Source organism: Sphingopyxis panaciterrulae, from assembly GCF_014199295.1.
Taxonomy (GTDB): Bacteria; Pseudomonadota; Alphaproteobacteria; order Sphingomonadales; family Sphingomonadaceae; genus Sphingopyxis; species Sphingopyxis panaciterrulae.
In genome coordinates this window covers 14,069-40,407 of sequence record NZ_JACIJH010000007.1, presented here as the reverse complement: position 1 = coordinate 40,407, position 26,339 = coordinate 14,069, and the positions used below count along the sequence as shown (strand labels likewise).

At 66.8% G+C, this 26,339-nt stretch carries 16 protein-coding genes; 6 read left to right on the top strand and 10 right to left on the bottom strand.

The window, feature by feature from the left end:
* Nucleotides 1–217: 217 nt before the first annotated feature.
* Complete coding sequence (gene rplQ, locus FHR21_RS11585) at nucleotides 218–637, top strand: 50S ribosomal protein L17 (protein ID WP_184098424.1); 420 nt, start codon at nucleotides 218–220, stop codon at nucleotides 635–637.
* A gap of 85 nt (nucleotides 638–722) precedes the next feature.
* On the opposite strand, the gene FHR21_RS11580 is transcribed toward rplQ, so the two are convergent.
* The 7 genes from FHR21_RS11580 to FHR21_RS11550 all read right to left on the bottom strand — a co-directional run bounded on the left by FHR21_RS11580 (nucleotide 723) and on the right by FHR21_RS11550 (nucleotide 7,029).
* Nucleotides 723–905: a YezD family protein gene (locus FHR21_RS11580; protein WP_184098422.1), complete on the bottom strand. Its 183-nt coding sequence runs from the start codon at nucleotides 903–905 to the stop codon at nucleotides 723–725.
* On the bottom strand, nucleotides 902–1,951 hold the full coding sequence (locus FHR21_RS11575) for a sulfate/molybdate ABC transporter ATP-binding protein (protein ID WP_246427182.1): 1,050 nt from the start codon (nucleotides 1,949–1,951) through the stop codon (nucleotides 902–904). The genes FHR21_RS11580 and FHR21_RS11575 overlap by 4 nt, the downstream gene beginning before the upstream one ends.
* Entirely contained in the window at nucleotides 1,948–2,784 is an 837-nt protein-coding gene (gene cysW, locus FHR21_RS11570) for a sulfate ABC transporter permease subunit CysW (RefSeq protein WP_184098418.1), read from the bottom strand. The genes FHR21_RS11575 and cysW overlap by 4 nt, the downstream gene beginning before the upstream one ends.
* Entirely contained in the window at nucleotides 2,781–3,665 is an 885-nt protein-coding gene (gene cysT / locus FHR21_RS11565; RefSeq protein ID WP_184098416.1) for a sulfate ABC transporter permease subunit CysT, read from the bottom strand. Before cysT ends, cysW begins: the two co-directional genes overlap by 4 nt.
* Nucleotides 3,666–3,670: 5 nt before the next feature.
* Nucleotides 3,671–4,702: a sulfate ABC transporter substrate-binding protein gene (locus FHR21_RS11560; protein ID WP_184098414.1), complete on the bottom strand. Its 1,032-nt coding sequence runs from the start codon at nucleotides 4,700–4,702 to the stop codon at nucleotides 3,671–3,673.
* Nucleotides 4,703–4,793: 91 nt separating this feature from the next.
* Nucleotides 4,794–5,252 carry an RrF2 family transcriptional regulator gene (locus FHR21_RS11555; protein WP_184098412.1) on the bottom strand — a complete coding sequence of 153 codons (459 nt, stop codon included), beginning with the start codon at nucleotides 5,250–5,252 and terminating at the stop codon, nucleotides 4,794–4,796.
* Between the two features lie 40 nt (nucleotides 5,253–5,292).
* Nucleotides 5,293–7,029 carry an SLC13 family permease gene (locus FHR21_RS11550; RefSeq protein WP_184098410.1) on the bottom strand — a complete coding sequence of 579 codons (1,737 nt, stop codon included), beginning with the start codon at nucleotides 7,027–7,029 and terminating at the stop codon, nucleotides 5,293–5,295.
* A gap of 224 nt (nucleotides 7,030–7,253) precedes the next feature.
* Here FHR21_RS11550 and FHR21_RS11545 point away from each other — a divergent pair, with 224 nt between their 5' ends.
* From FHR21_RS11545 to FHR21_RS20855, 3 genes are read left to right on the top strand one after another with little or no spacing between them, the layout of a single operon-like run.
* Nucleotides 7,254–9,086 carry a ShlB/FhaC/HecB family hemolysin secretion/activation protein gene (locus tag FHR21_RS11545; RefSeq protein ID WP_184098408.1) on the top strand — a complete coding sequence of 611 codons (1,833 nt, stop codon included), beginning with the start codon at nucleotides 7,254–7,256 and terminating at the stop codon, nucleotides 9,084–9,086.
* A 17-nt stretch (nucleotides 9,087–9,103) separates the two neighbouring features.
* Nucleotides 9,104–13,327, top strand: coding sequence for a beta strand repeat-containing protein (locus FHR21_RS11540; protein WP_184098406.1), 4,224 nt, complete (start codon nucleotides 9,104–9,106; stop codon nucleotides 13,325–13,327).
* A complete protein-coding gene (locus FHR21_RS20855) occupies nucleotides 13,215–16,424 on the top strand; it encodes an MBG domain-containing protein (protein WP_338113141.1) in 3,210 nt (1,069 codons plus the stop codon). Before FHR21_RS11540 ends, FHR21_RS20855 begins: the two co-directional genes overlap by 113 nt.
* Before the next feature lie 248 nt (nucleotides 16,425–16,672).
* Here FHR21_RS20855 and FHR21_RS11515 read toward each other — a convergent pair whose 3' ends face one another.
* Nucleotides 16,673–18,055 (bottom strand): spinster family MFS transporter, encoded by a 1,383-nt coding sequence (locus FHR21_RS11515; protein ID WP_184098404.1) that lies wholly within the window; start codon nucleotides 18,053–18,055, stop codon nucleotides 16,673–16,675.
* 145 nt (nucleotides 18,056–18,200) lie between these two features.
* Between FHR21_RS11515 and FHR21_RS11510 the strand changes: the two genes are divergently transcribed.
* A complete protein-coding gene (locus tag FHR21_RS11510; protein WP_184098402.1) occupies nucleotides 18,201–20,387 on the top strand; it encodes a TonB-dependent receptor in 2,187 nt (728 codons plus the stop codon).
* Nucleotides 20,388–20,411: 24 nt separating this feature from the next.
* On the top strand, nucleotides 20,412–20,882 hold the full coding sequence (locus FHR21_RS11505) for a DUF3237 domain-containing protein (protein WP_184098400.1): 471 nt from the start codon (nucleotides 20,412–20,414) through the stop codon (nucleotides 20,880–20,882).
* Nucleotides 20,883–20,931: 49 nt separating this feature from the next.
* Here the strand turns inward: FHR21_RS11505 and FHR21_RS11500 are convergent, their stop codons facing one another.
* Together FHR21_RS11500 and FHR21_RS11495 are read right to left on the bottom strand one after the other, a co-directional pair.
* The gene (locus tag FHR21_RS11500) at nucleotides 20,932–22,773 is read right to left on the bottom strand and encodes a CocE/NonD family hydrolase (protein WP_221235141.1); all 1,842 of its coding nucleotides are present in this window, start codon (nucleotides 22,771–22,773) and stop codon (nucleotides 20,932–20,934) included.
* A 191-nt stretch (nucleotides 22,774–22,964) separates the two neighbouring features.
* A complete protein-coding gene (locus tag FHR21_RS11495) occupies nucleotides 22,965–26,153 on the bottom strand; it encodes a TonB-dependent receptor (protein WP_184098396.1) in 3,189 nt (1,062 codons plus the stop codon).
* Between the last annotated feature and the right edge of the window lie 186 nt (nucleotides 26,154–26,339).

Genomic DNA, 26,339 nt, shown 5'->3' with positions numbered 1-26,339 from the left:
AGAGGATAGCCCAGCTTGCTCCTGCAAGGAGCTAGCGAAGCTTGGAGAGGGGAAGACCGCTTCCCCCTCTCCACCAACTCCGGCTAGGCAACAAGTTGCCAAGCCTTCATATCCTCTCCCCTGAAGGGGAGAGGGCGGAACGGGCAAAGGGCTCCCCCTGAAGCGGGCCTGGTCTGGGCTACCTCACACGGGCCCTTAACGAACGAAGGAAACGAACATGCGTCATAAATCGGGTGGCCGGAAGCTGCAGCGTACCAGCGCGCATCGCACCGCGATGTTCCGCAACATGTCGGCCTCGCTCATCAAGCATGAGCAGATCACGACGACCGTCGCCAAGGCGAAGGAACTGCGGCCCTATGTCGAAAAGCTGGTCACGCTCGCCAAGCGCGGCGGCCTCGCCAACCGCCGCCTCGCGCAGAGCCGGCTGATGGATGACGCGCAGCTCGTCAAGCTGTTCGACGTGCTCGCCGAGCGCTACAAGGACCGCAATGGCGGCTACACCCGCGTCATCAAGGCGGGCATCCGCGCCTCGGACGCGGCGCCGATCGCGATCATCGAATTCGTCGACCGCGACATCGACGCCAAGGGTCAGGATTCAGGCCCGGTGATGACCGACGAGGAACTGGAAGACGCCTGAGGCGCTGTCGGCAAGACGAAATCAAGGGCGGCATCCGGTAAGGATCGCCGCCCTTTTTCGTGGGAGCGAAGGCCGGCGCGACACTCTAGGTCGACCGCAGTCGCGTCTTTTCGGTGACCTCGATCTGGACCACGCGATCATTGTGGACGGTGACCACCACCGACCCGAAGCTGAGGCCCAACAGCCCCTCGCGAATCTTCGCGAGACTTTCCTCGATCTGCCGGCGCTTTTCGGTCGGCACGTCGGCGATGACATCATCGTTCGTCATGGCTGCTCTCCTGTCTGGAACAATCTGGCGCGCTCGATCCGCACGCCGAGGCGGGTGCCGATATCGGGGGCGGGGTGCGCGGCGCTGACGTCGATCTCGATCGTCCGGTCGATCCCCGCCACCTCGCCCTCGATCCGCCATTCGCCGCCGCTGCGATAGACGCCGGTCACCAGCAACGGCAGACAGCCCACCCGCTCGCCGCAGACCGACACGTCGTGCGGGCGGAAGGCAAGCCGCGCCGCGCCGTCGATGGCGCCGTTCAGCGCGACGTCGATAGGGCGATCGAACAGATGGGCGCGGCCGCCCGTGACGGTGACCGGCAGGCTGTTCGATTCGCCGACGAAATCCGACACGAAGGCGCTTTCGGGCGCCATGTAGATCGCCTCGGGCGTGCCGACCTGCTCGATCGCGCCCCGGTCCATCACGACGACGCGGTCGGCAAGCTCGAGCGCCTCCTCCTGGTCGTGGGTCACGAAGATCGAGGTCAGCCCCATGCGGCCGTGAAGCTGGCGCAGCCAGCGGCGCAGATCCTTGCGCACCTTGGCGTCGAGCGCGCCGAAAGGTTCATCGAGAAGTAGTAGTTGCGGCTCGACCGCCAGCGCACGGGCGAGCGCGACGCGCTGCCGCTGCCCGCCCGAAAGCTGCGCCGGATAGCGATGGCCGAGGCCGCCGAGCTGGACCAATTCCAGCAACTCCTCGGCGCGCGCGCGAATCTGCGCTTTGGGCGGCCGCTGCCCGCGACGGCGCACGCTGAGGCCGAAGGCGACGTTATCGGCGACCGTCATATGCTTGAACAGCGCATAATGCTGAAAGACGAAGCCCACCTTGCGGTCGGCGACCTTGAGGCCGGTGACGTCCTCGCCGTTGAATTCGACGCGGCCGGCGTCGGGAAATTCCAGCCCCGCGATGATGCGCAGCAGCGTCGTCTTGCCCGACCCCGACGGGCCGAGCAGCGCGAGAAATTCGCCGTCGCGCACGTCGAGGTCGATGCCCTTCAGCGCGGGAAAGGCGCCGAAGCGCTTCGACAGGCCGTTTACCGTTATCAATGTCCCGCGCCCCCGCGCTGATAGTCGAAACGCCATTCGACGATGGATTTGAGAATGAGCGTCACCAGCGCAAGGAGTGCGAGCAGCGACGCGACCGCGAAGGCGGCGACGAAATTATATTCATTGTAGAGGATCTCGACATGCAGCGGCATGGTGTTGGTCTGTCCGCGCAAATGGCCGGAAACGACCGACACTGCGCCGAACTCCCCCATCGCGCGCGCATTGCAGAGCAGCACGCCATAGAGCAGCCCCCAGCGGATATTGGGCAGGGTGACGCGCCAAAAGGTCTGGAAGCCCGAGGCGCCGAGCGACAGCGCCGCCTCCTCGTCATCGCGTCCCTGCTCGCTCATCAGCGGGATCAACTCGCGCGCGACGAAGGGAAAGGTGACGAAGACGGTCGCCAGCACGATCCCCGGCACCGCGAAGATGATCTGGATATCGTGCACGCGCAGCCATGGTCCGAACCAGCCGTGCGCCCCGAACAGCAAGACATAGATCAGCCCCGCGACCACCGGCGACACCGAAAAGGGCAGGTCGATGAAGCTGGTCAGGACAGTCTTTCCCGGAAAGTCGAACTTGGCGATCGCCCAGGCGGCGGCGATGCCGAAGACGATGTTGAGCGGCACCGCGATCGCCGCGACGAGCAGCGTCAGCCGGATCGCCGCCAGCGCGTCGGGCTCGGCGATCGCGGCGGCATAGGCACCGAAGCCTTTGGCCAGTGCCTCAGCGAACACGGCGACCAGCGGCAGCAGCAGGAAAAGCGCGAGAAAGCCGATGGCCAGCGCGATCAGCGCGAAGCGGGCGGCGCCGGAGGTTGCGGGACGGGCCGTCATCCGTCCACCCGCCGCCGGCTCCACGCCTGAACCAGGTTGATCGCCAGCAGCAGCGCGAAGGAGGCGATCAGCATCACCGCCGCGATCGCCGTCGCCGCGGCATAATCATATTGTTCGAGCTGGGTGACGATCAGCAGCGGCGCGATCTCCGACGTAAAGGGCATGTTGCCCGCGATGAAGATCACCGAGCCATATTCGCCGACCCCGCGCGCGAAGGCGAGCGCGAAGCCGGTGAGCAGCGCGGGCAGGATCGCCGGCAGGATGACCCGCGCGAAGACCTGCCACGGCCGCGCCCCGAGCGACAGCGCCGCTTCCTCGACCTCGGCGCTCAGGTCGGCGAGCACCGGCTCGACCGAGCGGACGACGAACGGCAGGCCGATGAAGATCAGCGCGACGGTGATGCCGACCGGGGTATAGGCGACCTTGAACCCCAGCGGCTCGAGATATTGCCCGACCCAGCCGTTGCCGGCATAGATGGCGGTGAGCGCGATGCCCGCGACCGCGGCCGGCAGCGCGAAAGGCAGATCGACCAGCGCCCCGACGATGCGGCGCCCCGGAAAATCATAACGCACCAGCACCCAGGCGGTGAGCAGGCCGAACAGCGCATTGACGAGCGCGGCGATCAGCGCCGTGCCGAAGCTGACCTTATAGGCCGCGATGGCGCGCGGCGAGAAACCGGCAGCGACGAAATCGGCCCACCCCATGCCGGCGGCGCGCAGGAAGATGCTGCTCAGCGGGATAAGTACGATCAGCGACAGCCAGGCGATCGTCAGCCCCATCGTCAGGCCGAAACCGGGGATGACCGATGCCGCCCCGACGCTTCGGTCGGGGGTGGCGGGATCGGGCCCATGCAGTGGTCTGCCGGGGGCGCGCGTGGCCATCCGCGTTATCGCTTCGTTTTCGCGAAGATGCGGTCGAATATCCCGCCGTCGGCGAAGAAGCGCTTCTGCGCCGCCTGCCAGCCGCCGAAATCCTCGTCGATGGTCACCAGCTTCAGTTGGGGAAACTGCGTGGCATATTTCGCCGCCGCCGCGGGATTGTTGGGGCGGTAATGATTCCGCCCGATGATGTCCTGCGCCTCGGGCGTGTAGAGATATTTGAGATAGGCCTCGGCCACCTCGGTCGTGCCGTGGCGCTTCGCATTGCCGTCGAGCACCGCGACCGTCGGCTCGGCAAGAATCGAGATCGACGGGACGACGATGTCGAACCTGCCCTTCCCCAGCTCCTTCTGCGCGAGAAAGGCCTCATTCTCCCAGGCGAGCAGCACGTCGCCGATGCCGCGCTCGACGAAGGTGGTCGTCGCGCCGCGCGCGCCGCTGTCGAGCACCGGCACGTGGGCGAACAACCGCTGCACATAATCCTCGGCGCCCGCATCGCTGCCCGACGCCTGACGGCCATAGGCCCAGGCGGCGAGGAAGTTCCAGCGCGCGCCGCCGCTCGTCTTGGGATTGGGGGTGATGACCTGCACCCCCGGCTTCACCAGGTCGCCCCAGTCCCGGATTCCCTTCGGATTGCCGCTGCGCACGAGAAAGACGATCGTCGAGGTATAGGGCGCGCTGTTGTTGGCGAGCCGCGTCTGCCAGGGCGTCGTCAGCGCATCGGAGCGCGCCGCGATCTCGTCGACGTCATAGGCGAGCGCGAGCGTCGCGACATCGGCGTCAAGACCGTCGATCACCGCCCTCGCCTGCTTGCCCGATCCGCCGTGGCTCATCGTGATCCTGACCGTCTGCCCCGTCTCCGCTTTCCATTTGGCGGCAAATTTCGGGTTGATCGCGGTATAAAGCTCGCGCGTCGGGTCATAGGAGACGTTGAGCAGTTCGACGGTCGCTCCCTTCGAATCTCCGTCCGCCGAACAGCCGGCAAGGGCAGTAAAAGCGAGCGAGAGGGCCGCGATGGCGGCGTTTCGGCGCTGGGTCATGGGCGAACTCCTTAGCCGGCCTTCGGGCCGGGTTGTCGTTCCCCTATTATCTCTATCAAGCTAGTAGGTTTTCAAGCCCAAAAAATCTTTTCTAGCTCGCAGCGCGGCTTCGCTCGGCCGGAATCGCCTCGAACGGCCGGCCATTGAGCGCGTCGGCGATGGTGCGCGCCTCCAGTATCCGCCGGCTCGCTTCGTGCGCGCGCGCGAATTCGCGGCGGATTTCGCACTGCGCTTCGCTGATGCAATCCTCGCACGGGCGATAGGACTGTCGCGACAGGCAGGGCAGCGGCGCCAGCGGCCCATCGAACAGCCGCAGCACCTCGGCAAAGCTGACCGTATCGGCCGGGCGCAGCATGATATAGCCGCCGCTCTTGCCGCGCCGACTCTCCAGGATTCCGGCCTTTTTCAGGTCGAGCAATATCTGTTCGAGGAACTTGTGCGGAATGCTGTGGCGGCGGGCGATCTCGGCGCTGGTCAGCGATTCGCCCGCGGGAGCTGCCGCCACCGCGAGCAGGGCGCGAAACGCATATTTGGCCTTGTTCGAGATCATGGCGCCCTCCTAGCATTTTTCCTATGAAATGAATAGGGTTTCACACGAGCAGCACCGCCAGCACCGCGATCGCGACGATCAGGCATATGCCGAGCAGCGGCGCGCCGAGGCGCGGGAAATCGACGAAGCGATAGCCCGCGGCGCCCATCACCACCGCATTGTTGTGGTGGCCGAAGGGGGTCAGGAAGTCGAGCGAGGCGCCGACCGCGACCGCCATCAGCAGCGGCTCGATCGGCACGCCGGTGCGCGATGCAAGCCCCGCCGCGATCGGGCTGAGCACCGCGGCGGTCGACACATTGTCGATGAAGGGTGTCATCAGCACCGCGAGCAGCAGCACCAGCGCGGCAACGCCCGCGGGGCCGGAAACCGGGATATGATCGGCGATCAGGTCGGCGATGACGCGCGCTGCGCCGGTCTGCTCGACCGCGAGGCCGAGCGGGATCATGCAGCCGAGCAGCAGTATGATCGGCCAGTTGAGGTCCTGAAGCGCGGTGCGCAGGTCGACCGCGCGCGCCATCGCCATCGCGACCACCACGCCGCCGAAAGCCAGCTCGGGCGGCGCGAGATCGAGCGCGGTGACGAGGACGCCGACCGCGAAGATGACCAGGCTCGGCGCGGCGGGGCGCTGCGCGCGCTCGGCGCGGCGCGGCCCGAGGGCGAGCAGCCCGCATTCGGCGACGATCTCGCGCAACGCATCGCAGTCGCCCGCCACGATCAGCACATCGCCCATGCCGATCTTCAGATCGTCGAAGCGTCCCTCGACGCGGTGGCGGCGGCTCGCCAGCCCGCGCACCGCGACCGCCCGCTCGGCAAAGGCCGCGACGTCGCCGACGCGCGATCCGAGCAGCAGGCTGTCGGGCATCACCACCGCCTCGACCTCCTCCGCATCGCGCGGGGTTTCCGGCGCCGCGAGGCGGCCGTCGGCGACCATGCGCCCGAGCCCGGCGACGTCGCCCTCGACGAGCAGGATATCGTCGGCCGCGACCATGATGTCGGCGCGGCGCGCGAACACATGCGCGCCATGTCGAAAGACGCCGTGGATGTGGAGGCCAGTCGCGCGCTCGGCATCGGCGAGGTGCAGGCCGACGAGCGGCGATGCGGCGGGCACCGCGCGCTCGGCGAGGAAATCGGTCGGACCGGCCTCGAACCGCCCCGGTTGCGCGGGACGTGCCCTGGCAAAGACCCGCGGCGCCGCGAGGACGATCCACGCAAGGCCGGCGAGCGCCACCGGCAGGCCGACCCATGCCAGCTCGAAATAGGCGAAGCCGGCGCCGGTTTCCGAAATCTTCCACCCGTTGACGATCAGGTTGGCAGGGGTTCCCGTCAACGAGCACAGCCCGCCGAGCAGCGTCGCGAAGGACAGCGGCATCAGCACGCGCGCCGGCGCGATATCCAGCCGCGCGCAGACCGAGAGCGCCACCGGGAAGACCAGCGCGAGCGCCCCGATATTGTTCATGAACACCGAGACGAAAGCCGCGGTGCCGCAGAGGATGGCGAGCACCCCGCGCTCGCTGCCGGTTCGATCGGTGATCGCGCGCGCGAAGCGGTCGACCGCCTGGGTCTGCGCCAGCGCCGCGACGATGACGAGCACCTCGATCACCGTGATGACCGCCGGGCTCGCAAAGCCGCCGAAGACTCCGCCCACAGGCACGACGCCGAGCAGCACGGCGGCGGCGAGCCCCACCATGGCGACCATTTCGACGCGGAAGCGCTCCGTTGCATAGACGATCAGCATCACCACGAGGATAAGGACGATGGCATATTGATCGAACGTCATGGCCGGTTCCGTGCTGCGCGTGCGGACCGGCGACCGATAGCGACCATAGGAACGAACCGCAAAAGAAAGAGGTCGATCGCCATATCGACGCTTGGCCCGCGCGCCGATGCGCGAACCAAAAGGCGACTACACCCGCTCGTCGGCACAAAACAGCTGCGTCCACCCGCCGTGAGACGTTTGGCCCAACGGATGAGACGGTCGGCCTAACGGGCCCGGCGAACCGCATGATAGGCCCTCCGCCGCTGGAGATGGACGAGGGGGATATGGACGAAGACGAGCAACGCGGCCGCCAGGCGACCCGAAGCAGGCTGGCGGACGGCTGCCCGGGCATCAGCCGCTTTCGGTCGCGCGACCGCACGCCGCTGCCGCTCGCGCTCGCCGCGCTGTTCGTCGCGGTGCCGCAGACGGGATGGGCGCAGACGGCGAGCCAGGTGACGCCGCCGACCTATGCGCCGCCGTCGGTGCGCCCGGCCGGACCGATCGTCCTGCCCGAGGGGCCGGGAGTGACCGCCCCGCCGGGCGCCGAAGATCTTGCCGTGACGCTGGGCGACCTCGTCGTCGAGGGGGACCGCGATCTGCAGGCCGTGGCGGCCCTGCGCGCCACGCTCGTCGGCCATCCGATCAAGGTCGCGGAGATCTTCGCCGCCGCGCGCGCGATGGAGGCGCAGGCGGCACGCGACGGCCATACGCTGACCCGCGTGCTGGTGCCGGCGCAGGAACTGCGCGACGGCGCGACGCTGCGGCTCGTGGTGGTCCGGGGGTTCATCGAGCGCGTCGATACCGACCGGGTGCCGCCGCTGGTGCGAAAGCGCGTAGCGGCGCTGCTCGCGCCGCTGATCGGACGCGACGATGTAACGCTGCCGATGATCGAGCGGCGCTTGCTGCTCGCCGCCGACACGCCGGGGATGACACTGCAGTCGGCGCTGGCCCCGGGGGAAAAGCGCGGCGGGACGGTGCTGGTGATCGAAGCGCGGCACCGCGTCGTCACCGGCTTCGCCACGGTCGACAACACATTGCCTTCGTCGCTCGGCCGCTATGCCGTCGGGCTGGGGCTCGACGTCAACAGCGCGCTTGGCCTCGGCGAGACCATCTATCTGCGCGCGAGCGGTTTTCCCAATGGCGGGCGCGAGACGAGCATCCTCGACCCGACCCCGCGCAACCGCGCGCTGGCCGGCGGCGTGATCCTGCCGATCGGCACCGACGGGCTAACGCTCAACCTGGAAGGGGTCGACGCGCGCACCGCGCCGCGCCACCGCGGCTTCCTGCTGGGAACCGGCAGCCGGTTCAACCGGGTCAGCGCGCGGATCGCCTATCCATTCGTGCGAACGCGCTCGCTGACGTTGAGCGGCGGCCTGTCCTTCGACGCCCAGCGCGAGCGCGTGTCGGTGATCGACCCGCTGCCGCTGCCACTGTCGTTCGACAAGCTGCGCGTCGCGCGCGTCGACGGCACGCTGGTCGCAGCGACGCGGGGCGGCGGCTCGCTGTCGGCACGGGTCGAGGCCTCGTTCGGGATCGACGGGCTGGGCGCGCGCTCGCGCGCCGACGCAACGCCCCTGCTTCCGCTGTCGCGCCAGGGCGCCGATGCGAGCTTTCGCAAGCTGGCGGTCGAGGCGGCGCTGGTCCAGCCGGTCGGCGCCGGCGTGCAGATCGCGATCAACGCCCGCGCGCAGACCGCGTTCGGCAAGCCGCTGGTCAACGCCGAGCAGATCGGCATCGCGGCGGTCGACGGCCTATCCCCGCTGCCGTCGAGCCGGCTGCAGGGCGACATGGGCTATGTTCTGCGGGGCGAGATCGTGCGGCCGGTCGCGCTGCCCGGCCTGCGATTGAGCATCGCGCCCTATCTGTTCGGGGCGGCGGGCCGGGTACGCTACGAACGGCCCACCGCGCTCGAGCGGCGCAGCACCGGGGCGACCGCGTTCGGCGCCGGGCTGCGGCTTGCCGGGGCCGCGCAGGACGGCTCGCCGGGCGCCTCGATCGGCCTCGAATGGGGCCGCGCGCATATCGAGGGGGCGGGTGACAGCGACCGCCTCAACATCATCGTCGTCACGCGCTTCTGATCGCAAGGGGTATCGCCATGATCCGTCCCGCCGTCCGTCACCTGACTCCCCTCCTGCTCGCCTCGAGCGCGCTGATCCCCGCCGCGGCGCAGGCACAGGCGCTGCCGACCGGCGGCAGCGTCGTGCGCGGCGGCGCGACGATCGGCGCCCCGGCGGACGGCGCGATGACGATCACCCAGGCGAGTGACCGCGCGATCGTCAACTGGCAGAGCTTTTCGATCGGCGACGGCAATCGCGTCGACATCCGCCAGCCCGACGCACGCTCGGTCCTGCTCAACCGCGTGACGGGCGAGACGACCTCGACCATCGCCGGGTCGCTGAACGCCAATGGGCAGGTGTTTCTGATCAACCCCAACGGCATCCAGATCACATCGACCGGCACCGTCCGCGCGGCGGGGTTCGTCGCCTCGACGCTCGACATCGGCGACGATGATTTCATGCGGGGCGACATCGTCGTCACCGGGCGCGGCGGGCGCGTCGCCAATGCCGGGACGATCGCGATCGTGCGCGGCGGCTATGCCGCGCTGATCGGCGGCGAGGTTGACAACAGCGGGCTGATCCACGCGCCGCTGGGCCGGGTGGCGCTCGGCGCAGGCGCGCGCGCGACGCTCGACCTCGCGGGCGACGGCTTCTTGCAGGTCGCGCTGCCGGCGGCGGACGCGGGCGGGATCGCGATGTCCGGGCGGATCAGCGCCGACGGCGGCAGCGTGATCCTGTCGGCGGCGAGCGCGGTCGACGCCGCGCGGCACATCGTCAACCTGACCGGTGTGATCGAGGCGCGTGGGGTCGGCGGCACCGACGGCGCGGTGACGCTGACCGGCGATGACATCCGCCTGGCCGGGGCGACGATCGACGTGTCGGGCGCGGGCGGCGGCGGTGACGTCCGCATCGGCGGCGATCGGCAGGGCCGGGGTGCGCTCCCCCACGCGCAGACGATCGACATCGACAGCGCAAGCTCCGTCCGCGCCGACGCGACCGGCAGCGGCGACGGCGGCGACGTCACCATCTGGTCGGACGACGCGACGCGCTTCGCGGGCGCGATCTCGGCCAGAGGCGCGGGAGGGGGGCGCGGCGGCGAAGCCGAAGTGTCGTCGGCGGGACGGCTCGACTATCGCGGCACCGCCGACCTGACCGGCAGCGCGTTCGGCACGCTGCTGCTCGATCCCTATAACATCACCATCTCCAGCGGGGCCGACAGCAATCCCGATGGCTTCACCCCAACCGGCGCCGACAGCGTCATCAACGTCGCGACGCTGACGAACGCGCTCGCGCTCGCCAACGTCACCGTCTCGACCGGCGCGGCGGGATCGGCGGGCGCGCAGGCGGGCGACATCACGCTCGCCGCGCTCGCCACGCCGCTACACTGGACGTCGAGCGCGACGCTGACGCTGCAGGCCGCCAGCGACATTGCGCTGAATGGCGCGATCGACGCCCCGGCGGGTGGGCTGACGCTCGATGCCGGGGGCGCGATCACCGACAGCGCCACGCTGTCGGTCGCGCGCTTCCGCCTCGCCGCCGGCGACTGGTCGCAGGTCGGCGCGGCGCTCCCCGCCTTCGCCGCGGGCGATTTCAGCATCGCGACCGATGGCGGCGCGACCTTCCTGCGCGCCGCCGGCGGCACGGGCGCCGTCGCCGACCCCTATCTGCTCACCGACATCTATGGCGTGCAGGGGATCAACGGCTTCCTGACCGGCAGCTTCGCGCTGGGCGCCGACATCGACGCCGCCGGAACCGCCACCTGGAACGGCGGCGCAGGGTTCGTGCCGCTGGGGACCGATGGGGATGGCAACCTGCTCAATGGCAACCTGCTCAATGGCAACACCGGCTTCACCGGCAATTTCGACGGTCAGGGGCATGTCATTGACGGGCTGGTCATTAACCGGCCCGCGGCCTATTATGTCGGCCTGTTCGGCTATCAGAGCAGCGGCTCGATCAGGCGCGTCGGCCTGGTGGGCGGCAGCGTCAGCGGCTATTTCGATGTCGGTGGGCTGATAGGGCGGCAGGGCAGCGGCAGCATCGCCCAGAGCTATGCGACCGGCAGCGTCAGCGGCGATTTCCAAGTCGGCGGGCTCGCGGGGTTTCAGTTCAGCGGCAGCATCGCCCAGAGCTATGCGACCGGCAGCGTCAGCGGCGCTGACAATGTCGGCGGGCTGGTGGGCTCTCAATTATCCGGCAGCATCGCCCAGAGCTATGCGACCGGCAGCGTCAGCGGCACTAGCGATGTCGGCGGGCTGGTAGGGTATCAGAATACGGGTCCTGGGGCCCCGGTCTTTGTTACCAGCAGCATCACCGACAGCTATTGGGACAGCTATACGACGGGCCAATTGGCCGGGCTTGGACGTCAAAGAGGCACCGTGACCAATGTATCGGCGGTGACCAGCGATCCAGCGCAAAGCGCCGCCGCCAACTATGCCTTTGCCAAGAGCGCTTATGCGGGTTTCACCTTCGCGGCGGGGCCGGTGACGAGTGCGGGCGCGGATGGCTGGGTGTGGGCGGGGGCCGACACGCGGCCGTTCCTCGCCTGGGAAGTGCCGACCGCGCCCACCGGCGGCGGGCCGGCGGTCATCCGCAACGCCCACCAGTTGCAACTGATCAACGCCGGCGACCTAGGCGGCAATTATGTGCTGGCGAACGACATCGACCTGACCGCCGACCTCGCCGCGGTGGGCGGCAAATATCCGGGTATGTGGTCGGAAGCGGGCTTCGTGCCGCTGGGGACCGACGGGAATGGCAACATACTCGACGCCAACTACGGCTTCACCGGAAATTTTGATGGCGGGGGACATGTCATTGCCGGGCTCGCCATCGATCGGCCCACGGCCTCTATTGTCGGCCTGTTCGGCTGGCAGGGCGGCGGCTCGATCAGGCGCGTCGGCCTGGTGGGCGGGAGCGTCAACGGTCGCAACTCCGTCGGCGGGCTGGTGGGATATCAAAGCGGCGGCAGCATCGCCCAGAGCTATGCCACCGGCAGTGTCAGCGGCGGCGAGAGCCATATCGGCGGGCTGGTGGGGCAGAGCGGCGGCAGCATCACTCAAAGCTATGCCACCGGCAGCGTCAGCGGCCGCTCCTCCGTCGGCGGGCTGGTGGGATATCGGTTCGCCGGCAATATCACCCAAAGCTATGCTTCCGGCAGCGTCAGCGCCGCTATCGGCAGCGGAGGCGGGCTGGTAGGGTTTGAGGGTCACCACGGCGGCAGCATCACCGACAGCTATTGGGATAGCTATACGACCGGGCAATCAACGGCGGGCGTCAATTTCCCCAATGCCCCCGGCACGTCGGCGGTAACCAGCGATCCGGCGCAGAGCGGCGCTGCCAACTACGCCTTTGCCAAGAGCGCTTATGCGGGTTTCACCTTCGCGGCGGGGCCGGTGACGAGCGCCGGAGCGGCTGGCTGGGTGTGGGCGGGGGTCGGCACGCGGCCGTTCCTCGCCTGGGAAGTGCCGACCGCGCCCGCCGGTGGCGGACCGGCGGTGATCCGCAACGCCCACCAGTTGCAACTGATCAACGCCGGCGATCTGAACGGCAACTATGTGCTGGCGAACGACATCGACCTGACCGCCGACCTCGCCGCGGCGGGCGGCAAATATCCGGGTATGTGGTCGGAGGCCGGCTTCGTGCCGCTGGGGACCAACGGTCGCGATGGCTTTGACGGCGTGCTCAACAGCAGCAAAGGCTTCGCCGGCCAGTTCGACGGCCGGGGATATGCCATCGCCGGGTTGGTCATCAACCGACCCTTGGCCTATTATGTCGGCCTGTTCGGCTTTCAGGGCGGCGGCACGATCAGCCGGATCGGCCTGACTGGCGGCAGCGTTATCGGCCACAGTGATGTCGGCGGGCTGGTGGGGTATCAGCAACTCGGCAGTATCGACCAGAGTTATTCCACCAGCAACGTCAGCGGCCGCGGTTTTGTCGGCGGGCTGATAGGATTTTCGTCCCATGGCAGCATCGCCCAGAGCTATGCGGCCGGCAGCGTCAGCGGCGACGGTTCTGTCGGTGGACTGGTGGGGGGGGCAGAGCGACGGCAGCATCGCCCAGAGCTATGCCGTCGGCAGCGTCAGCGGCAACTCGTCTGTTGGCGGGCTGGTGGGGTATCAGAACTTCGGCAGCATCACCCAGAGCTATTGGGATATGACGACGACCGGGCAAGTGCAGGGCCGGGGCGGCGGCGCCGTTCCCTTCGGCGCGAAGGGCCTCACCACCGCCGAAATGCAGGATCTGTCGAATTTCGCCGACACCTATGACGACTGGAATTTCACTTCGGTCTGGTCGCCGCCCAATCAGGCCGGGCAGAATGGCGGATCGGCGGCGGCCTATTATCCCGAGCTTTACGCGCTGAGCCGCGTCGTCGCGGTCGCGCCCAACGACGCCGCCACCGTCTATGGCACGCCCGCGCAAACCCCGATCGCGCAATATTACGGGCTGCGCGCGAGCGATTTTCTGACCGCGCCCGCGACCATCGCCGGCGCCTCGGCGGCCGGCGATGCCGACGACTATCCGCTGACCGCGAGCGGCGCGCGGGCCAGCAATCCCGCCTATCGCTTCGTCTATCTGCCGGCGACGCTGACCGTCACGCCCGCGCCGCTCACCGTCACAGCGAACGACCTGACCCGCGTCTATGACGGCGCCGCCTTCACCGGCAATGGCGTCACCTATGACGGGTTCGTGAATAGCGAGAATGAATCGGTGCTGGGCGGCAGCCCGATCTACGGCGGAAACGCGCTGGGCGCCGTCAATGCGGGCGAATATACGATCGCGGTGAGCGGATTGACGTCGGGCAATTACGCCATCGCCTACATCGACGGCACGCTCACCATCAACCGGCGCGCGCTGACGGTTAGCGCCGTTGCTCAGACCCGCATCTATGGCGACGACAACCCGGACCTGACCTACACGGCCGCCGAGCTGATCGAGGGCGATACGCTGACCGGCGAGCTGACGACCGACGCCACGCCCACCAGCATTGTCGGACCTTACGCAATCGCGTTGGGCAGCCTGACGGCATCGGACAATTATGCGCTCACCTATCAGGGCGCAAACCTGACCGTCACGCCTGCCGACCTGACCGTGACCTATGCGGCGGCACCGGTGTCGAGTATCTATGGCGACACGCCGTCGCTGACCGGCACGGTAAGCGCGGCAGGGCTGAAGAATGGCGATGGTCTGGAGTCGGTGACCAGCGGCGCGGCCATCTGGACCAGCGCCGCCGATGCGACCTCCGACGTCGGCGCCTATGCGGTGGCCGGCAGCGGGCTGGCCGGCGACAGCGGCAATTACCGCTTCAGCTTCGCGCAGGATGCGGCCAATGCGACCGCGCTCACCATCGCCCCGCGCGCGCTGACGGTAACAGCCGATGCGCTGAGCCGCATCTATGGCGACACGAATCCGGCGCTCACCTTCGCGATCACCGAGGGAATGCTCGTCAACGGGGATGCACTGTCGGGCGATCTGGCGACGAATGCGACGGCCGCCAGCAATATCGGCGCCTACGCGATCACGCAGGGGAGCTTGGCGGCGTCATCCAATTATGCGCTGACTTATCGGGGCGCGAACCTGACCGTCACGCCCGCCGATCTGATCGTGACCTATGGGGCAACGCCGGTGTCGAGCCTCTATGGCGACGCCCCGCTGCTGACCGGCATAGTGAACGCCGTCGGGCTGAAGAACGGCGATTTGCTGGAATCGGTGACCGACGGCACGGCGGCGTGGACCAGCGCCGCCGATGCAACCTCCCATGTCGGCGTCTATGCGGTGACCGGCAGCGGGCTTGCCGGCGACAGCGGCAACTACCGCTTCAGCTTCGTGCAGGGTGCGGCCAATGCGACCGCGCTCTCGATCACGCCACGCGCGCTGACGGTGACCGCCGATGCGCTGAGCCGCATCTATGGCGACGCCAACCCGGCGCTGACGTATAATCTCGGCGGACTGGGGCTGGTCAACGGCGACACCCTGACCGGCGCGCTCGCAACCAGTGCGACGGCCGCCAGCGATGTCGGTGCCTATGCAATCACGCAGGGCAACCTCGCGGCCACGGCCAATTATGCCCTCAGCTACACGGGCGCGACCCTCATCATCGATCCCGCTGCCTTGACGGTGACCTATGCGGCGGCGCCTGCGACGAGCATCTATGGCAATATGCCCTCGCTGACCGGGACGGTGCGCGCCGTGGGATTGAAGAACGGCGATACACTAGCAGCGGTGACCAACGGCGCCGCGGCGTGGACCAGCCCTGGCGGCCCGACCTCCGATATCGGCAGCTATGCGGTGGCCGGCAGCGGGCTTGCCGGCGATAGCGGCAATTACCGCTTCAGCTTCGTGCAGGATGCGACCAATGCGACCGCGCTCTCGATCACGCCACGCGCACTGACGGTGACGGCGGACGTGCTGAGCCGCATCTATGGCGACGCCAATCCTGCGCTGACCTACCGCGTCGGTGGGCTGGGACTGGTCAACGGCGACACGCTGACCGGCGCGCTGGCGACCGCCGCAACGACCGCCAGCGACGTCGGCGCCTATGCGATCGCGCAGGGCAGCCTCTCGGCGACGTCCAACTATGCACTCACCTATCAGGCCGCGGACCTGACCGTCACGCCCGCCGATCTGATCGTGACCTATGGAGCGACGCCGGTGTCGAGCCTCTATGGCGACGCCCCGCTGTTGACCGGCATGGTGCACGCCGTCGGGCTGAAGAACGGCGATTTGCTGGAATCGGTGACCAACGGCGCGGCGTCGTGGACCAGCGCCGCCGATGCAACCTCCGATATCGGCGTCTATGCGGTGACCGGCCGCGGGCTGGCCGGCGATAGCGGCAATTATCGCTTCAGCTTCGTGCAGGGTGCGGCCAATGCGACCGCGCTCTCGATCACACCGCGCGCGCTGACGGTGACGGCGGACACGCTGAGCCGCCTCTATGGCGACGCCAATCCGGCGCTGACGTACAGGATCGGCGGGCTGGGACTGGTCAACGGCGATAGCCTGTCCGGCGCGCCGGCGACGAGTGCAACCCGATCCAGCATTCCCGGCTCTTATGCGATCGTGCAGGGGACGCTGGCGGCATCGGCCAATTATGCGCTCCGGTTCGTGCCTGGCGTGTTGACGATCCTGCGGGTCGAGCCCATGCCGGCGGTATCGATCGCCAGCACCCTGGCGCGTGACGCATTCGCGATGATTGCGAATCCGCTTGCCGGCAGCGACGCCATGTCGTCCATCGCCGGGCTATTTCCTCCGTCAGACGACGGTATCAGCGGACAGACCGGTGCTGCGGCAACGCCCATGGAAGCCCACGGGCTCCATTGCTTGCGCAAGCGGCCTTGCCCGGCATCGGGCAGTGCACCCCAATGACCTGGCGATCGCGCCGATCTCGCGGCGCACCGGCGCCCTCTCGACCTCGGAGGCGCCCATCGGTGGCCCGAGACATTGATGACGTCGTTCACACCCGGCCCGTGATCCAATAATAGCCGTCACGCGCTTGCTGCGGTCAGCGTGAAGACGAACCCCCTGTGGCCGATTGCCGCCTGCCCGACTTCCGCATGGCAAGAGCGATGGCAAGGACGGACGTCGAACCGGCATTGCAGGGATGCGGGATGCATTCAAGCGCCGTCGTTCGACATCTTAGCAAGATCGCGGGCGAAGGCCGACAGGCCTACGGTCAGGGCGACCGCCGCGAGCGGCAGCGCCACCCCCGTCACCAGAGCCATCGAATAGCGCAGCGCGCCATCATCGTGAAAGAAATGATCGGTGAGCAGGGCCATGAGCATCGGGCCGAAGCCAAGCCCGGTCAGGTTGACGACAAAGAAATAGAGCGCGGTGACGCGGGCGCGATATTCGTTCGGCGTGATGAGTTGCAGCGCCACCGTGCCGACGCCGTGCATCGTCAGCATGGGAAAGGCGAGCGCCAGCATGACGAAGGCGAGCGGCGCGCTCGGCATCAGCATCGCGGCGAGCAGCGGCGGCCCGCCGAGCAGGATCGACAGGCGCATCACGCGCAGATGCGCGTCGGCGACGCCCTTGCCGAACATCCGGTCGGCCAGCGTTCCGCCCATGACCAGTCCCGCCGCGCCGCCGATCGCCATGATAACACCGAACCACAGCCCGGCCTGCGAAACCTCCATGCCATAGGTGCGCGCGAAAAAGGTCGGCACCCATGCGATCACGCCATACATGACCAGCCCGATCAGCGACATGCCCGCGAACAGGGTGCCGAGTGCGACCCGTTGCTCGGCCAGATGGGCCAGAAAGCCGGGCGCCCGGGCCGCATCGCCGCCCGCGCCCGCACTTTGGGCGCCACGGCGCAGCGGCTCGCGAATCGTCAGCAACAAAAGGCAGACGATCAGGCCCGGCGCCGCGACCCACAGAAAGATCGTCCGCCATGCCTCGACAGGCCCGATCAGCGGCAGGTCGATCGCCGGCGCCGCCAGCACCGCCTGGACGACGAAGGAACCGAGGATCATCGCGATGCCGGCACCGAGCGGCACGCCGATCGAATAGACCGCCATGGCCCGCGCGAGACGGTTCCGCGGAAAGACGTCGCTGAGCATCGAATAGGCGGCGGGTGAGAGTGCCGCTTCGCCGACCCCCACGCCCATGCGGGCAAGGAACAGTGTCGCATAGCTTCCGGCAAAGCCGCACCCGGCGGTCATTGCGCTCCACAATGCGATCCCGGCGAGGATCAGGTTTCGCCGGTTCCAGCGATCGGCGATCCAGGCGATCGGGAGGCCGAGCAGGGTATAGAAGAGCGCGAAGGCCAGCCCGATCAGCAGGCTGACCTCGGTATCCGAAATGTCGAGCGCAGTACGGATCGGCGCCACCAGCAGGCTCAGAATCATACGATCGACGAACGACAGCGTATAGGCGAGCAGCAGGACGCCGACGACGTACCAGCCATAGGCGGGACGCGGCCAACCAGCCGACGGGTCGTCCGCGTCGAGGACCGGCCCGCCGTGAGATGCGTCCTTCGCGGTCTGTGTCGCCATCGATTCCCTCCTCCCGAAAGCGGCTCGCTCTTGCACCGCGCGCCAGCCTGTTATATAGAATTAATTACTTAGAAAACTAAGTAATTTCGCGACCGAGTCAAGCCGGTTCGAAACGCGCGAAAAGCAAATGGATGGGAGACGCGAGATGAGATATTCCGGAAAGAAGCAGTCTGTCCTCTTGTTGGCCGGCGTCGCCGCCGCCGCGATGCCCGCGGCGGTCGCGGCGCAGCAGACCGACGACGGCGCGAGCGGCGACATCATCGTCACTGCACAGCGTCAGGAACAGCGGCTCCAGGACGTCCCGATCTCGGTCACCGCCTTCGGCGCCGAACAGCTTCGCGACAATAATATCGAAACCGTGCAGGACATCGCGACCCGCACCCCCGGTCTTGCCATCAGCGCGGTCGATCCGGTCAACACCAACTTCTCGATGCGCGGCATCGGCAGCGCGCCGGGCATCAGCCAGAATGCCGGCGGCGACCCCTCGGTCGTCGTCTTCGTCGACGGTGTCTATGCCGGGCGCGGCGGCACCCCCGATCTCGACGTTCTCGATCTCGAGCGGGTCGAGGTGCTGCGCGGGCCGCAGGGTACGCTGTTCGGCAAGAATGCGATCGGCGGCCTCGTCCAGTTCGTCAGCCGCAAGCCAACCGACGAGGAAAGCTTCACTTTCGAGGGCACCTACGGCAATTACGACCGCATCGGCGTGATCGCGCGCGGCAATATGGCGCTGACCGACAAAATCTATCTGTCGGCGGGCCTGTCGCACAAGCAGCGCGACGGTTTCGAATATAATGAGACGACGGGCAACGACGTCAACGACCTCAACCTGACCACCGGCCGCGTCGCACTGCGCTTCGTGCCGACCGATACGCTCGACATCATCCTGCGCGCCGACGTTTCGCATCAGGATCAAAAGGGTAATCCGCGCCACAATAGTTGCGACACCAGCTTTCAGGACGGTATCCATTGCGCCGGCATCAACCCCGACCCGCGCGTCGTGAACGCCTATATCGACGGCGAGGTGAAGCGGACGATCCAGACCTATTCGGGCGAGGTGAATCTGGACCTGCCCTTTGGCACGCTGACCTCGCTCACCGCGCTGCGCAAGGTGAAGTTCAATTTCGTCACCCCCTTCTTCAGCAACCCGATCGACCCGCCCGCGCAGATCGAATCGACGAGCTTCGGCCAGGAGAACAACAGCCAGTTCAGCCAGGAACTGCGCCTTGCCTTCGACGCCTGGGACGGCCGACTGAAAGGCCAGACCGGCGTCTATTTCCTCAAGGAGAACAACGACCGCATCGAGGGGCAGATTCAGGATTTCCCCACCCCGGCGGGCTCGGGAACCGGAATCTATCCACAGTCGGTCAACGCGCGCAGCTTCGCCGTCTTCGGCCAGGTCGATGTCGAGATCGTGCCGTCGCTGGTCGCAACGGTCGGCGCGCGCATGACCTGGGAACGCAAGAGCGGCCGCTTCGCGGGCTACAAGGCCGACGACGGCCCGGGCCTGCCGCCGCCGCTGGGATCGCTCGACGGCTATGACGTCACCGGCAAGAAGAGCTGGAAGGCCTTCACCCCGCGCTTCGCGCTCAACTGGAAGGCGACCGACGACGTGCTGCTCTATGGCTCGATCGCGCGGGGTTACAAGAGCGGCGGCTTCCAGGGGCTCTCGGGCACCGCGGAGGGCGCCTCGACGCCCTATGACCCCGAATTCGCCTGGAGCTACGAGGTCGGCGCGAAGACCGACTGGTTCGACCGCCGCCTGCGGCTCAACATCGCAGCCTTCCGCACCGACTATTCGGACCTCCAGATCTCGCAACTCGTCCCGCTGTGCTGCGTCGTCGTCAGCAATGCGGCGAAGGCGCGAATCAAGGGCGTCGAGGTCGAAGCGGTGGTGCGCCCGTTCGCGGGCTTCCAGCTCGACGGCAGCTACGCGTATCTCGATACGAAGTTCACGGAATATGCGATCCCTGGTCAGGATTACACGGGCAACCAGCTCCCCCGCTCGCCGAAGAACAAGTTCAACATCGGCGGCCAGTACGAGGCGCCGCTCGGCGATCTTTCGGCCAAGCTGCGGGTCGATTACAGTTGGTCCGGCGACGCCTATTTCGAGGCGTCGAACATCCCCCAGCAGCTCTGGCCCGCCCACGAAAACCTCGACGCGCGCCTGTCGCTCTCGGGGCCGGCCGACCGCTGGGAGCTGTCGCTGTGGGGCAAGAATCTGACCGACGAGCTGACACCGACCTATGTCACCTATTTCGGCCCCTATCGCCAGACGCTGACGCCCTATGCGCCGCCGCGCACCTATGGCGCGACCATCGCGTTCAAGATCTGATTTTCGGTTCACGGGAGACCCAGGATGATCGAGCCCAGTTTCCGCTATCTCTGTTCCTATCGCGCGGCGTTCACCGAACCGCAGCAGCAGATCGGCAAGGCGCATTTCGGGCGCCGCATGATCGCCGCGCTGACCGGCGGCGAGGTCGAGGGCGAGCGCCTGCGCGGGCGCGTGATGCCCAGCGGCGGCGACTGGGCGACGATCGACGACAACGACACGCTCCGCCTCGACGCGCGGATCACGATGGAAACGCACGACGGCGCGCTGATCTATGTCTCCTATCGCGGCGTGCTGCGGCCGCTGAGCGTCGCGCACAAGCACGCCCGGAACGGCGGCCCGAAAACCGACGCGGAAAAAGCCGAAATCTATTTCCGCACCGCGCCGATGTTCGAGACCGGCGACGAACGCTATCGCTGGCTCAACGACATCGTCGCCGTCGGGCTCGGCGCCAGCATCGGCGGCGCGGTGCGCTACGACGTATTCGAACTGCTATAGCCTCGGGAGCCAGACCCGCAGTTGCATTGCCTTGTCGTCGACGATTAGGTCACGGGACGACGGGGAGGTCGATATAGGAGAGATTCTCCTGGTCGTGGTGGATGACATTATCCGCCACTTGGCCCTTGCTTTCGCTCTCATTCGGTCCGCCGGTGTTGAGATTGCGGACGAACTTCGGGAAGTTGGACGAGGTGACCTCGACCCGGATGCGATGCCCGACGCCGAAGGTGATGCTGGTCGCGATCGGCGTCGGCTTGAGGGTATAGACCTTGTCCGGCGCCATCATGACCGGTTTGTCGAAACCGTCGCGATAGCGCGCGCGCAAAATGGTATCGCCGATGATCCAGGCCGTGCCGTCGGGCGCGACATCGACGATCTTGACCGCGAAATCCGTATCCCTCGCGCTCGACGAGACCTTCAGAACCGTGTCGATGAACCCGCTGACCTCCATCGCCTTCTCGAGCGGCTCGCTGGTGTAGACGAGCACGTCGTCGCGTGCTTCCACGCTTCGCTGGTCGAACGCGCCCGGCACGACGATGCCGCCGTTGCAGCAATCGCCGCCGCCCACGGTGGGCACCGGGTTCAGGGGGTCGTAGCGGAAGCGGTCGACGGGCTCTTTGCCGGGCGCCGCCGCGTCGAGCCGGCCGTTGCCCCACAGGCTGTTCGCCCGGCCGTCGCTGCGTAGATAGAGGCGCTGCATTTTGACACTTGCGGGCGGCCAGGACGCGCTCGCCTTCCACTTGTTCTCGCCCATCGCGTAATAGCGCACCTTGGGCGTGGATGCCGGAAACGCCTCGGTATTTCCTTTCAGCCAGCGGTCGAACCAGCCGAAGACCGCGCCATCGACGTCGAAGCTGGTGTCGCCCATCGGTCGCTCGCCGACCACCGTGTCTGGGCCCAGCCGCTGATAGGCGCAATGCACGACGGGCGCGATTATCGTATATTGATTGTCGCGTACCTCGGCCGTGTTGCCCACCTTGCGGGCATGGTTGAACAGTTCGAGATTGGGCCCGATCGACACGTCATACCATGTGTTGAACCATAGCGCCGGCACCCCCCAGCCCATATCCTCGTGATAAAGTCCGCCCTGCCACCAGCCCCGGTCGGCCGGCGTGCGATGGATGAACTGCTCGAAAGTCGCCGGGGGTTCGCCGAGGCTCGACAGCATCCGATCGACCGGCAGATGCTTGATCTGTCTGTTCCAGTCGACCTTGGGCTTGCTGGCGTTGAGGTCATTATACTGCGCGACGCGTGCGCGCGTCTTTTCATCGAGGTCATGCGGAAGCTGGGCGCGTAGCGGATTGTCGACGCCATAGAGCCACACGAAGAACAGGTTGCGCGGCACGCCGCCGGTGTACCAGTTGCCTTGCTCCTGAAAGCGGCCGACCTTGCCGATGCCGGCACCCGCCGACATCGGCACCATGGCTGCGTGGGCGGGATGGTTCATGCCCGCGAGCGCCAGTTGCCATTCGGCCGACGACGAACAGCCCAGCGTGCCGACCTTGCCGTTCGACCAGTTCTGCTGGGCGATCCAGCTCAGTGTGTCGTAACCGTCGGTCTGCGGCAGGCCGAGAATTTCATACTGGCCTTCGGAGAAATAGCGGCCGCGTTCATTCTGCACGATGAACACATAGCCGCGCTTCACCGCCTCATAGGCATAGCGCAGCGTCGACCCGCGCAGCTTGTGCTCGTTGTACGGCGTCTTCCACAGGATGGTGGGCAGCGGTCCCCTGGCATTGCGCGGCGTGAAGATATTGGTCGACAGACGGACCCCGTCGCGCATCGGCACCATCACCGCCAGGCGCGATACCGCATGCTCGGCAATCCCCTGCTCCAGCGCTTCCGTGCTGTATTTCGCGCTGTCCTGCGCCGCAGCAGGCGACACAGCCATGGCCGCAAAAATCACGGCATAAATCGACGAAGCCAGTCGTTGCATGGCGAAATCCTCCTGAGGAGCGTCGTGAACGATCGGACGCCCTTGTCAATCCACGCGGATGTACCGGTCACCGAATCCGTGATGACGGCTTCCGCGTTCCCGAACGGCCCGGCAGGCCGCGTTGAAAAGCCGGCCGGGCCCGAATCTCAGAATTTGAAGCGTAGCCCCATGCGATAGGTGCGCCCCAGCAGATCATAGGGGTTGTTCGTGCCGAAGCCGATATATCCGCCCGGAATCGGCTCGGGAGTACGATCGAACAGATTTTCCACGACGCCGAACAGCGTTACCTTGGCGCCGGCGATGCTGAGGTCGTAATTCTCGGAAAGGTCGAAATACCACGTCGAATCCACATGATTGACGTCGTCGGCCAGACCCTGCTGGCTCGTCATCGGATAGTTCGTGACCTTGCCCGGCCCCAGATAGCGTACCGTCAGCGTCGTGCGGCTCGGGCCGACGGCATAGGTGCCGGTCAGCATGGCCTTCCACTTCAGGCTGCTCGTCGTGCCCAGGGTGGGCGGCGTCGTATCGCCCGGCAGATTGGTTTCGTCCTTCAGCCGCTGCGAGACCAGCAGCCGGAGGTTGATCGCCCCGGGCAGCGAACCGCTGATCTCATCGAGCTTCGCGCGATAGCTTGCCTCATAGTCGATGCCTTCCACCGCAACCTCCTGGGCGTTGATGCCGCCGGTGTAGATGGTGGCATCGACCAGGTTGGTCGCCCCCGGCGCCAGCACGATCGAGGTACATGCCGCGGGGTTCTGCGGCCGATTATAGCCATAGCATTGATCGATGATCGTCTGCGCGCCGACCCCCACGATCGCATCCCGGATGTCGATCTTGTACCAGTCCACCGACAGGCTGAAACCAGGGAGCCAATGCGGGCTGTAGATGCCCCCGGCTGTCCAGGTATCGGCGATTTCCGGGGTCAGGTTCGGATTGCCGCCGCTGATGGTGCGATTGGAGACCTGTGGACTGCCGGGCTGGGTCCGGTCGAAATAGGCGTTCACGAACTGGCTTCCGGGCGCATACAGATCGTTGAGATTGGGCGCGCGGATGTCGCGCGAACGGGTCCCGCGCAGGCGCAGGTCGTCGGTGATATCCCAGGTCAGGCCCGCCTTCCACGTCGTCACGGGCCCGCTCGTGGAATAATCGGTCCGCCGCACCGCCGCGTTGAGGTCCAGGCTCCGGCCCAGCGCCGAATCCCGGAGCAACGGCACCAGGACCTCGCCAAAGAACTCCTTCACATTATATTTGCCGGTGCCGCCCTTGAAATTGCCCACGTTCCACCGCGACGCCAGCGACAGTTCGTCCGCGGTCGACGAGAAGGATTCCTTGCGATATTCGAAGCCCGCCGCGATCGAGACCGGGCCCGCCCAGGTCGAGAAGGGTTCATATTGGGCGTCGATCGACCAGACATCCTGCCGAAAGTCGAGATCCTGACGCGTGCGATATCCATCGCTGAGACCCGTGACCCATGCGATGGATGCGGCGCCGAGCGCGCCCTCGCCAAAGATGTTCATCGGCACGCAGCCATTGCCCGGATCGGCAAGCGTCGAGCGACAGATCGGCGCCCCCGCCGCGACTCCCGATACGCCGCCGGTCGCGGGATTGGCGATCACGTCGATGGCCTGATTGAAGCGCGCGGGAATCAGATTGTTGTCGCGCGTATACCAGACGTCGCTATGGCCGCGCTGATAATAGGCACGCCATTGTCCGCTGTCGAGAAAGCGTCCTTCGAGCGCCACCAGGAACCGGTCCTGGCGCCTATGGTAGCCGGCTTCGCCGGCGTGGCCGCCGGGGTTGTTGACCATGTCGTAGAAGAGCCGGTTCATGGCGAATTCGGTGACCCCGGCATCGTCCATCGCTTGTTGCGTAGCCAGCGGCAGATACGGATTTTCGCGCGACACGATGATCGCCGAAGCGCCCTGACGGTTATAGGCCGCCGACCAGTTGTGCGTGTCCGACCCCGCATAGCCCGCCTCGACGATGGCGGTGACATTGTCGGTCAGATCATAGCTCAGCCGACCATAGGTGCTCCAATGCTTGTCGTCGGGCAACAGCGGCCAGCGATAGGCGGTATCCTCGACCGAGCCGCCTGCCTGCATCTGACCCTGCTGGATCGGGCCAAAGACGAACTGGCCGACCTGGCCGTCCGGCAGGAACTGCATGCCCTTGAGCGGCCCCGACGCGATCACGCCGCCCGGCGTGCTGTTATAGCCGGCGTCATAGCGCACGATCTGTCCTGGCTCGCCGTTCGTCGCGGTCCAGTCCGGGTTCGTCATCAGGCGATAGCCCGGACGATACCAGTCGCGGCTGAGCGGCGAATCGATTCCCCGCCCCTTGAAATAGGAACCGCTGAGCAGGATATGGCCGCGGCCGTCGGCAAAGGGAGTACCATAGGCGAGATCGCCCGAAACGACCCGGCCGTCGGACCGGTCGGTCTGACTGAAGTTCAGCGAGCCCTTCACACCGGTGAACTTGGTGTCGAGAATGAAGTTGACGACACCGGCGACGGCATCGGAGCCATAGGCGGCCGAAGCCCCGCCGGTCACCACATCGACCCGCTGCACCAGATTCTGCGGCAGCAGGTTGACGTCGACGGCGGGGGACATGCCGGACCCGACGACGCGGCGGCCATCCAGCAGCGTCAGCGTGCGGGTCACGCCCAGGCCGCGCGCGCTCATCTGGTTCGCGCCGCCGGTGGCATTGGCGAACATCAATGTCGTGCGCGGCGAATTGCCGATCCCCATCGACGGCAATTGATTGACATAATCGGCTATGTTCGTCGGCGCCCGATCCTGGATATCCTCCATCGACAGGACGGTCGTCGGCGTCGGCGCTTCATAACCGTCGCGGGTGATGCGCGAACCGGTGACGATGATTTCGGACGCGGGCTGCGGCGCGCGCTCTTCCGGCGCGGCGGCGACAACCGGCTCGGGCGCGGAGTCCTGGACATAGGCCGCGCGCGCCACCGGACGCACGGCGCTCGCGGTCTGGCGTCGGACGGCCGAGGCTTCCGCTCCGCCGCTCGGCCGCAACGTCAGGACCGAGCCGCCCTCGACGCGCAGGCCGCTTCCCTCCAGCAGGATATCCAGTGCCGCGCGCGGCTCCAAACCGCCCCGCACGCCCTTCGTCCGTTTCCCCGCCACCAGTGCGCTGGAGAAGATGAGTTCCTGGTTCGCCTGGCGAGCGAAGCTGTTCAACGCACGACCGAGGTCGCCCGCGGGAATATCGAAACTTCGGACCGACTGGGCGGCCGCCACCGGCGCCGCCGCCAGCCAGAGCGCCAAAGCCGCCGAGCCACAACCATAAAGCGAAAGCCGTCCCCTGTTACGCATGATTTCCCCTGACCTTGCTGCGCGTTTCTTATGCCTGTTGAGACGCACGTCGGACCCGATCCCGGAAAAAAAATGTCACAAATGCCGAAAAGTTAATCTGTCGGGGGCGAAACATGTCTTCCCAACTCATGGAAAATTGGCGGACATCGGGCTGCGAGATCCCGCTATGCCCATAAGGCTCGAAAT

Excerpts from the sequence above, each read along its gene's own strand:
- rplQ (WP_184098424.1), top strand. The coding sequence starts at position 218 with ATGCGTCATAAATCGGGTGGCCGGAAGCTGCAGCGTACCAGCGCGCAT.
- FHR21_RS11580 (WP_184098422.1), bottom strand. The coding sequence starts at position 905 with ATGACGAACGATGATGTCATCGCCGACGTGCCGACCGAAAAGCGCCGG.
- cysW (WP_184098418.1), bottom strand. The coding sequence starts at position 2,784 with ATGACGGCCCGTCCCGCAACCTCCGGCGCCGCCCGCTTCGCGCTGATC.
- cysT (WP_184098416.1), bottom strand. The coding sequence starts at position 3,665 with ATGGCCACGCGCGCCCCCGGCAGACCACTGCATGGGCCCGATCCCGCC.
- FHR21_RS11560 (WP_184098414.1), bottom strand. The coding sequence starts at position 4,702 with ATGACCCAGCGCCGAAACGCCGCCATCGCGGCCCTCTCGCTCGCTTTT.
- FHR21_RS11555 (WP_184098412.1), bottom strand. The coding sequence starts at position 5,252 with ATGATCTCGAACAAGGCCAAATATGCGTTTCGCGCCCTGCTCGCGGTG.
- FHR21_RS11550 (WP_184098410.1), bottom strand. The coding sequence starts at position 7,029 with ATGACGTTCGATCAATATGCCATCGTCCTTATCCTCGTGGTGATGCTG.
- FHR21_RS11545 (WP_184098408.1), top strand. The coding sequence starts at position 7,254 with ATGATAGGCCCTCCGCCGCTGGAGATGGACGAGGGGGATATGGACGAA.
- FHR21_RS11540 (WP_184098406.1), top strand. The coding sequence starts at position 9,104 with ATGATCCGTCCCGCCGTCCGTCACCTGACTCCCCTCCTGCTCGCCTCG.
- FHR21_RS20855 (WP_338113141.1), top strand. The coding sequence starts at position 13,215 with ATGACGACGACCGGGCAAGTGCAGGGCCGGGGCGGCGGCGCCGTTCCC.
- FHR21_RS11515 (WP_184098404.1), bottom strand. The coding sequence starts at position 18,055 with ATGGCGACACAGACCGCGAAGGACGCATCTCACGGCGGGCCGGTCCTC.
- FHR21_RS11510 (WP_184098402.1), top strand. The coding sequence starts at position 18,201 with ATGAGATATTCCGGAAAGAAGCAGTCTGTCCTCTTGTTGGCCGGCGTC.
- FHR21_RS11505 (WP_184098400.1), top strand. The coding sequence starts at position 20,412 with ATGATCGAGCCCAGTTTCCGCTATCTCTGTTCCTATCGCGCGGCGTTC.
- FHR21_RS11500 (WP_221235141.1), bottom strand. The coding sequence starts at position 22,773 with ATGGCTGTGTCGCCTGCTGCGGCGCAGGACAGCGCGAAATACAGCACG.
- FHR21_RS11495 (WP_184098396.1), bottom strand. The coding sequence starts at position 26,153 with ATGCGTAACAGGGGACGGCTTTCGCTTTATGGTTGTGGCTCGGCGGCT.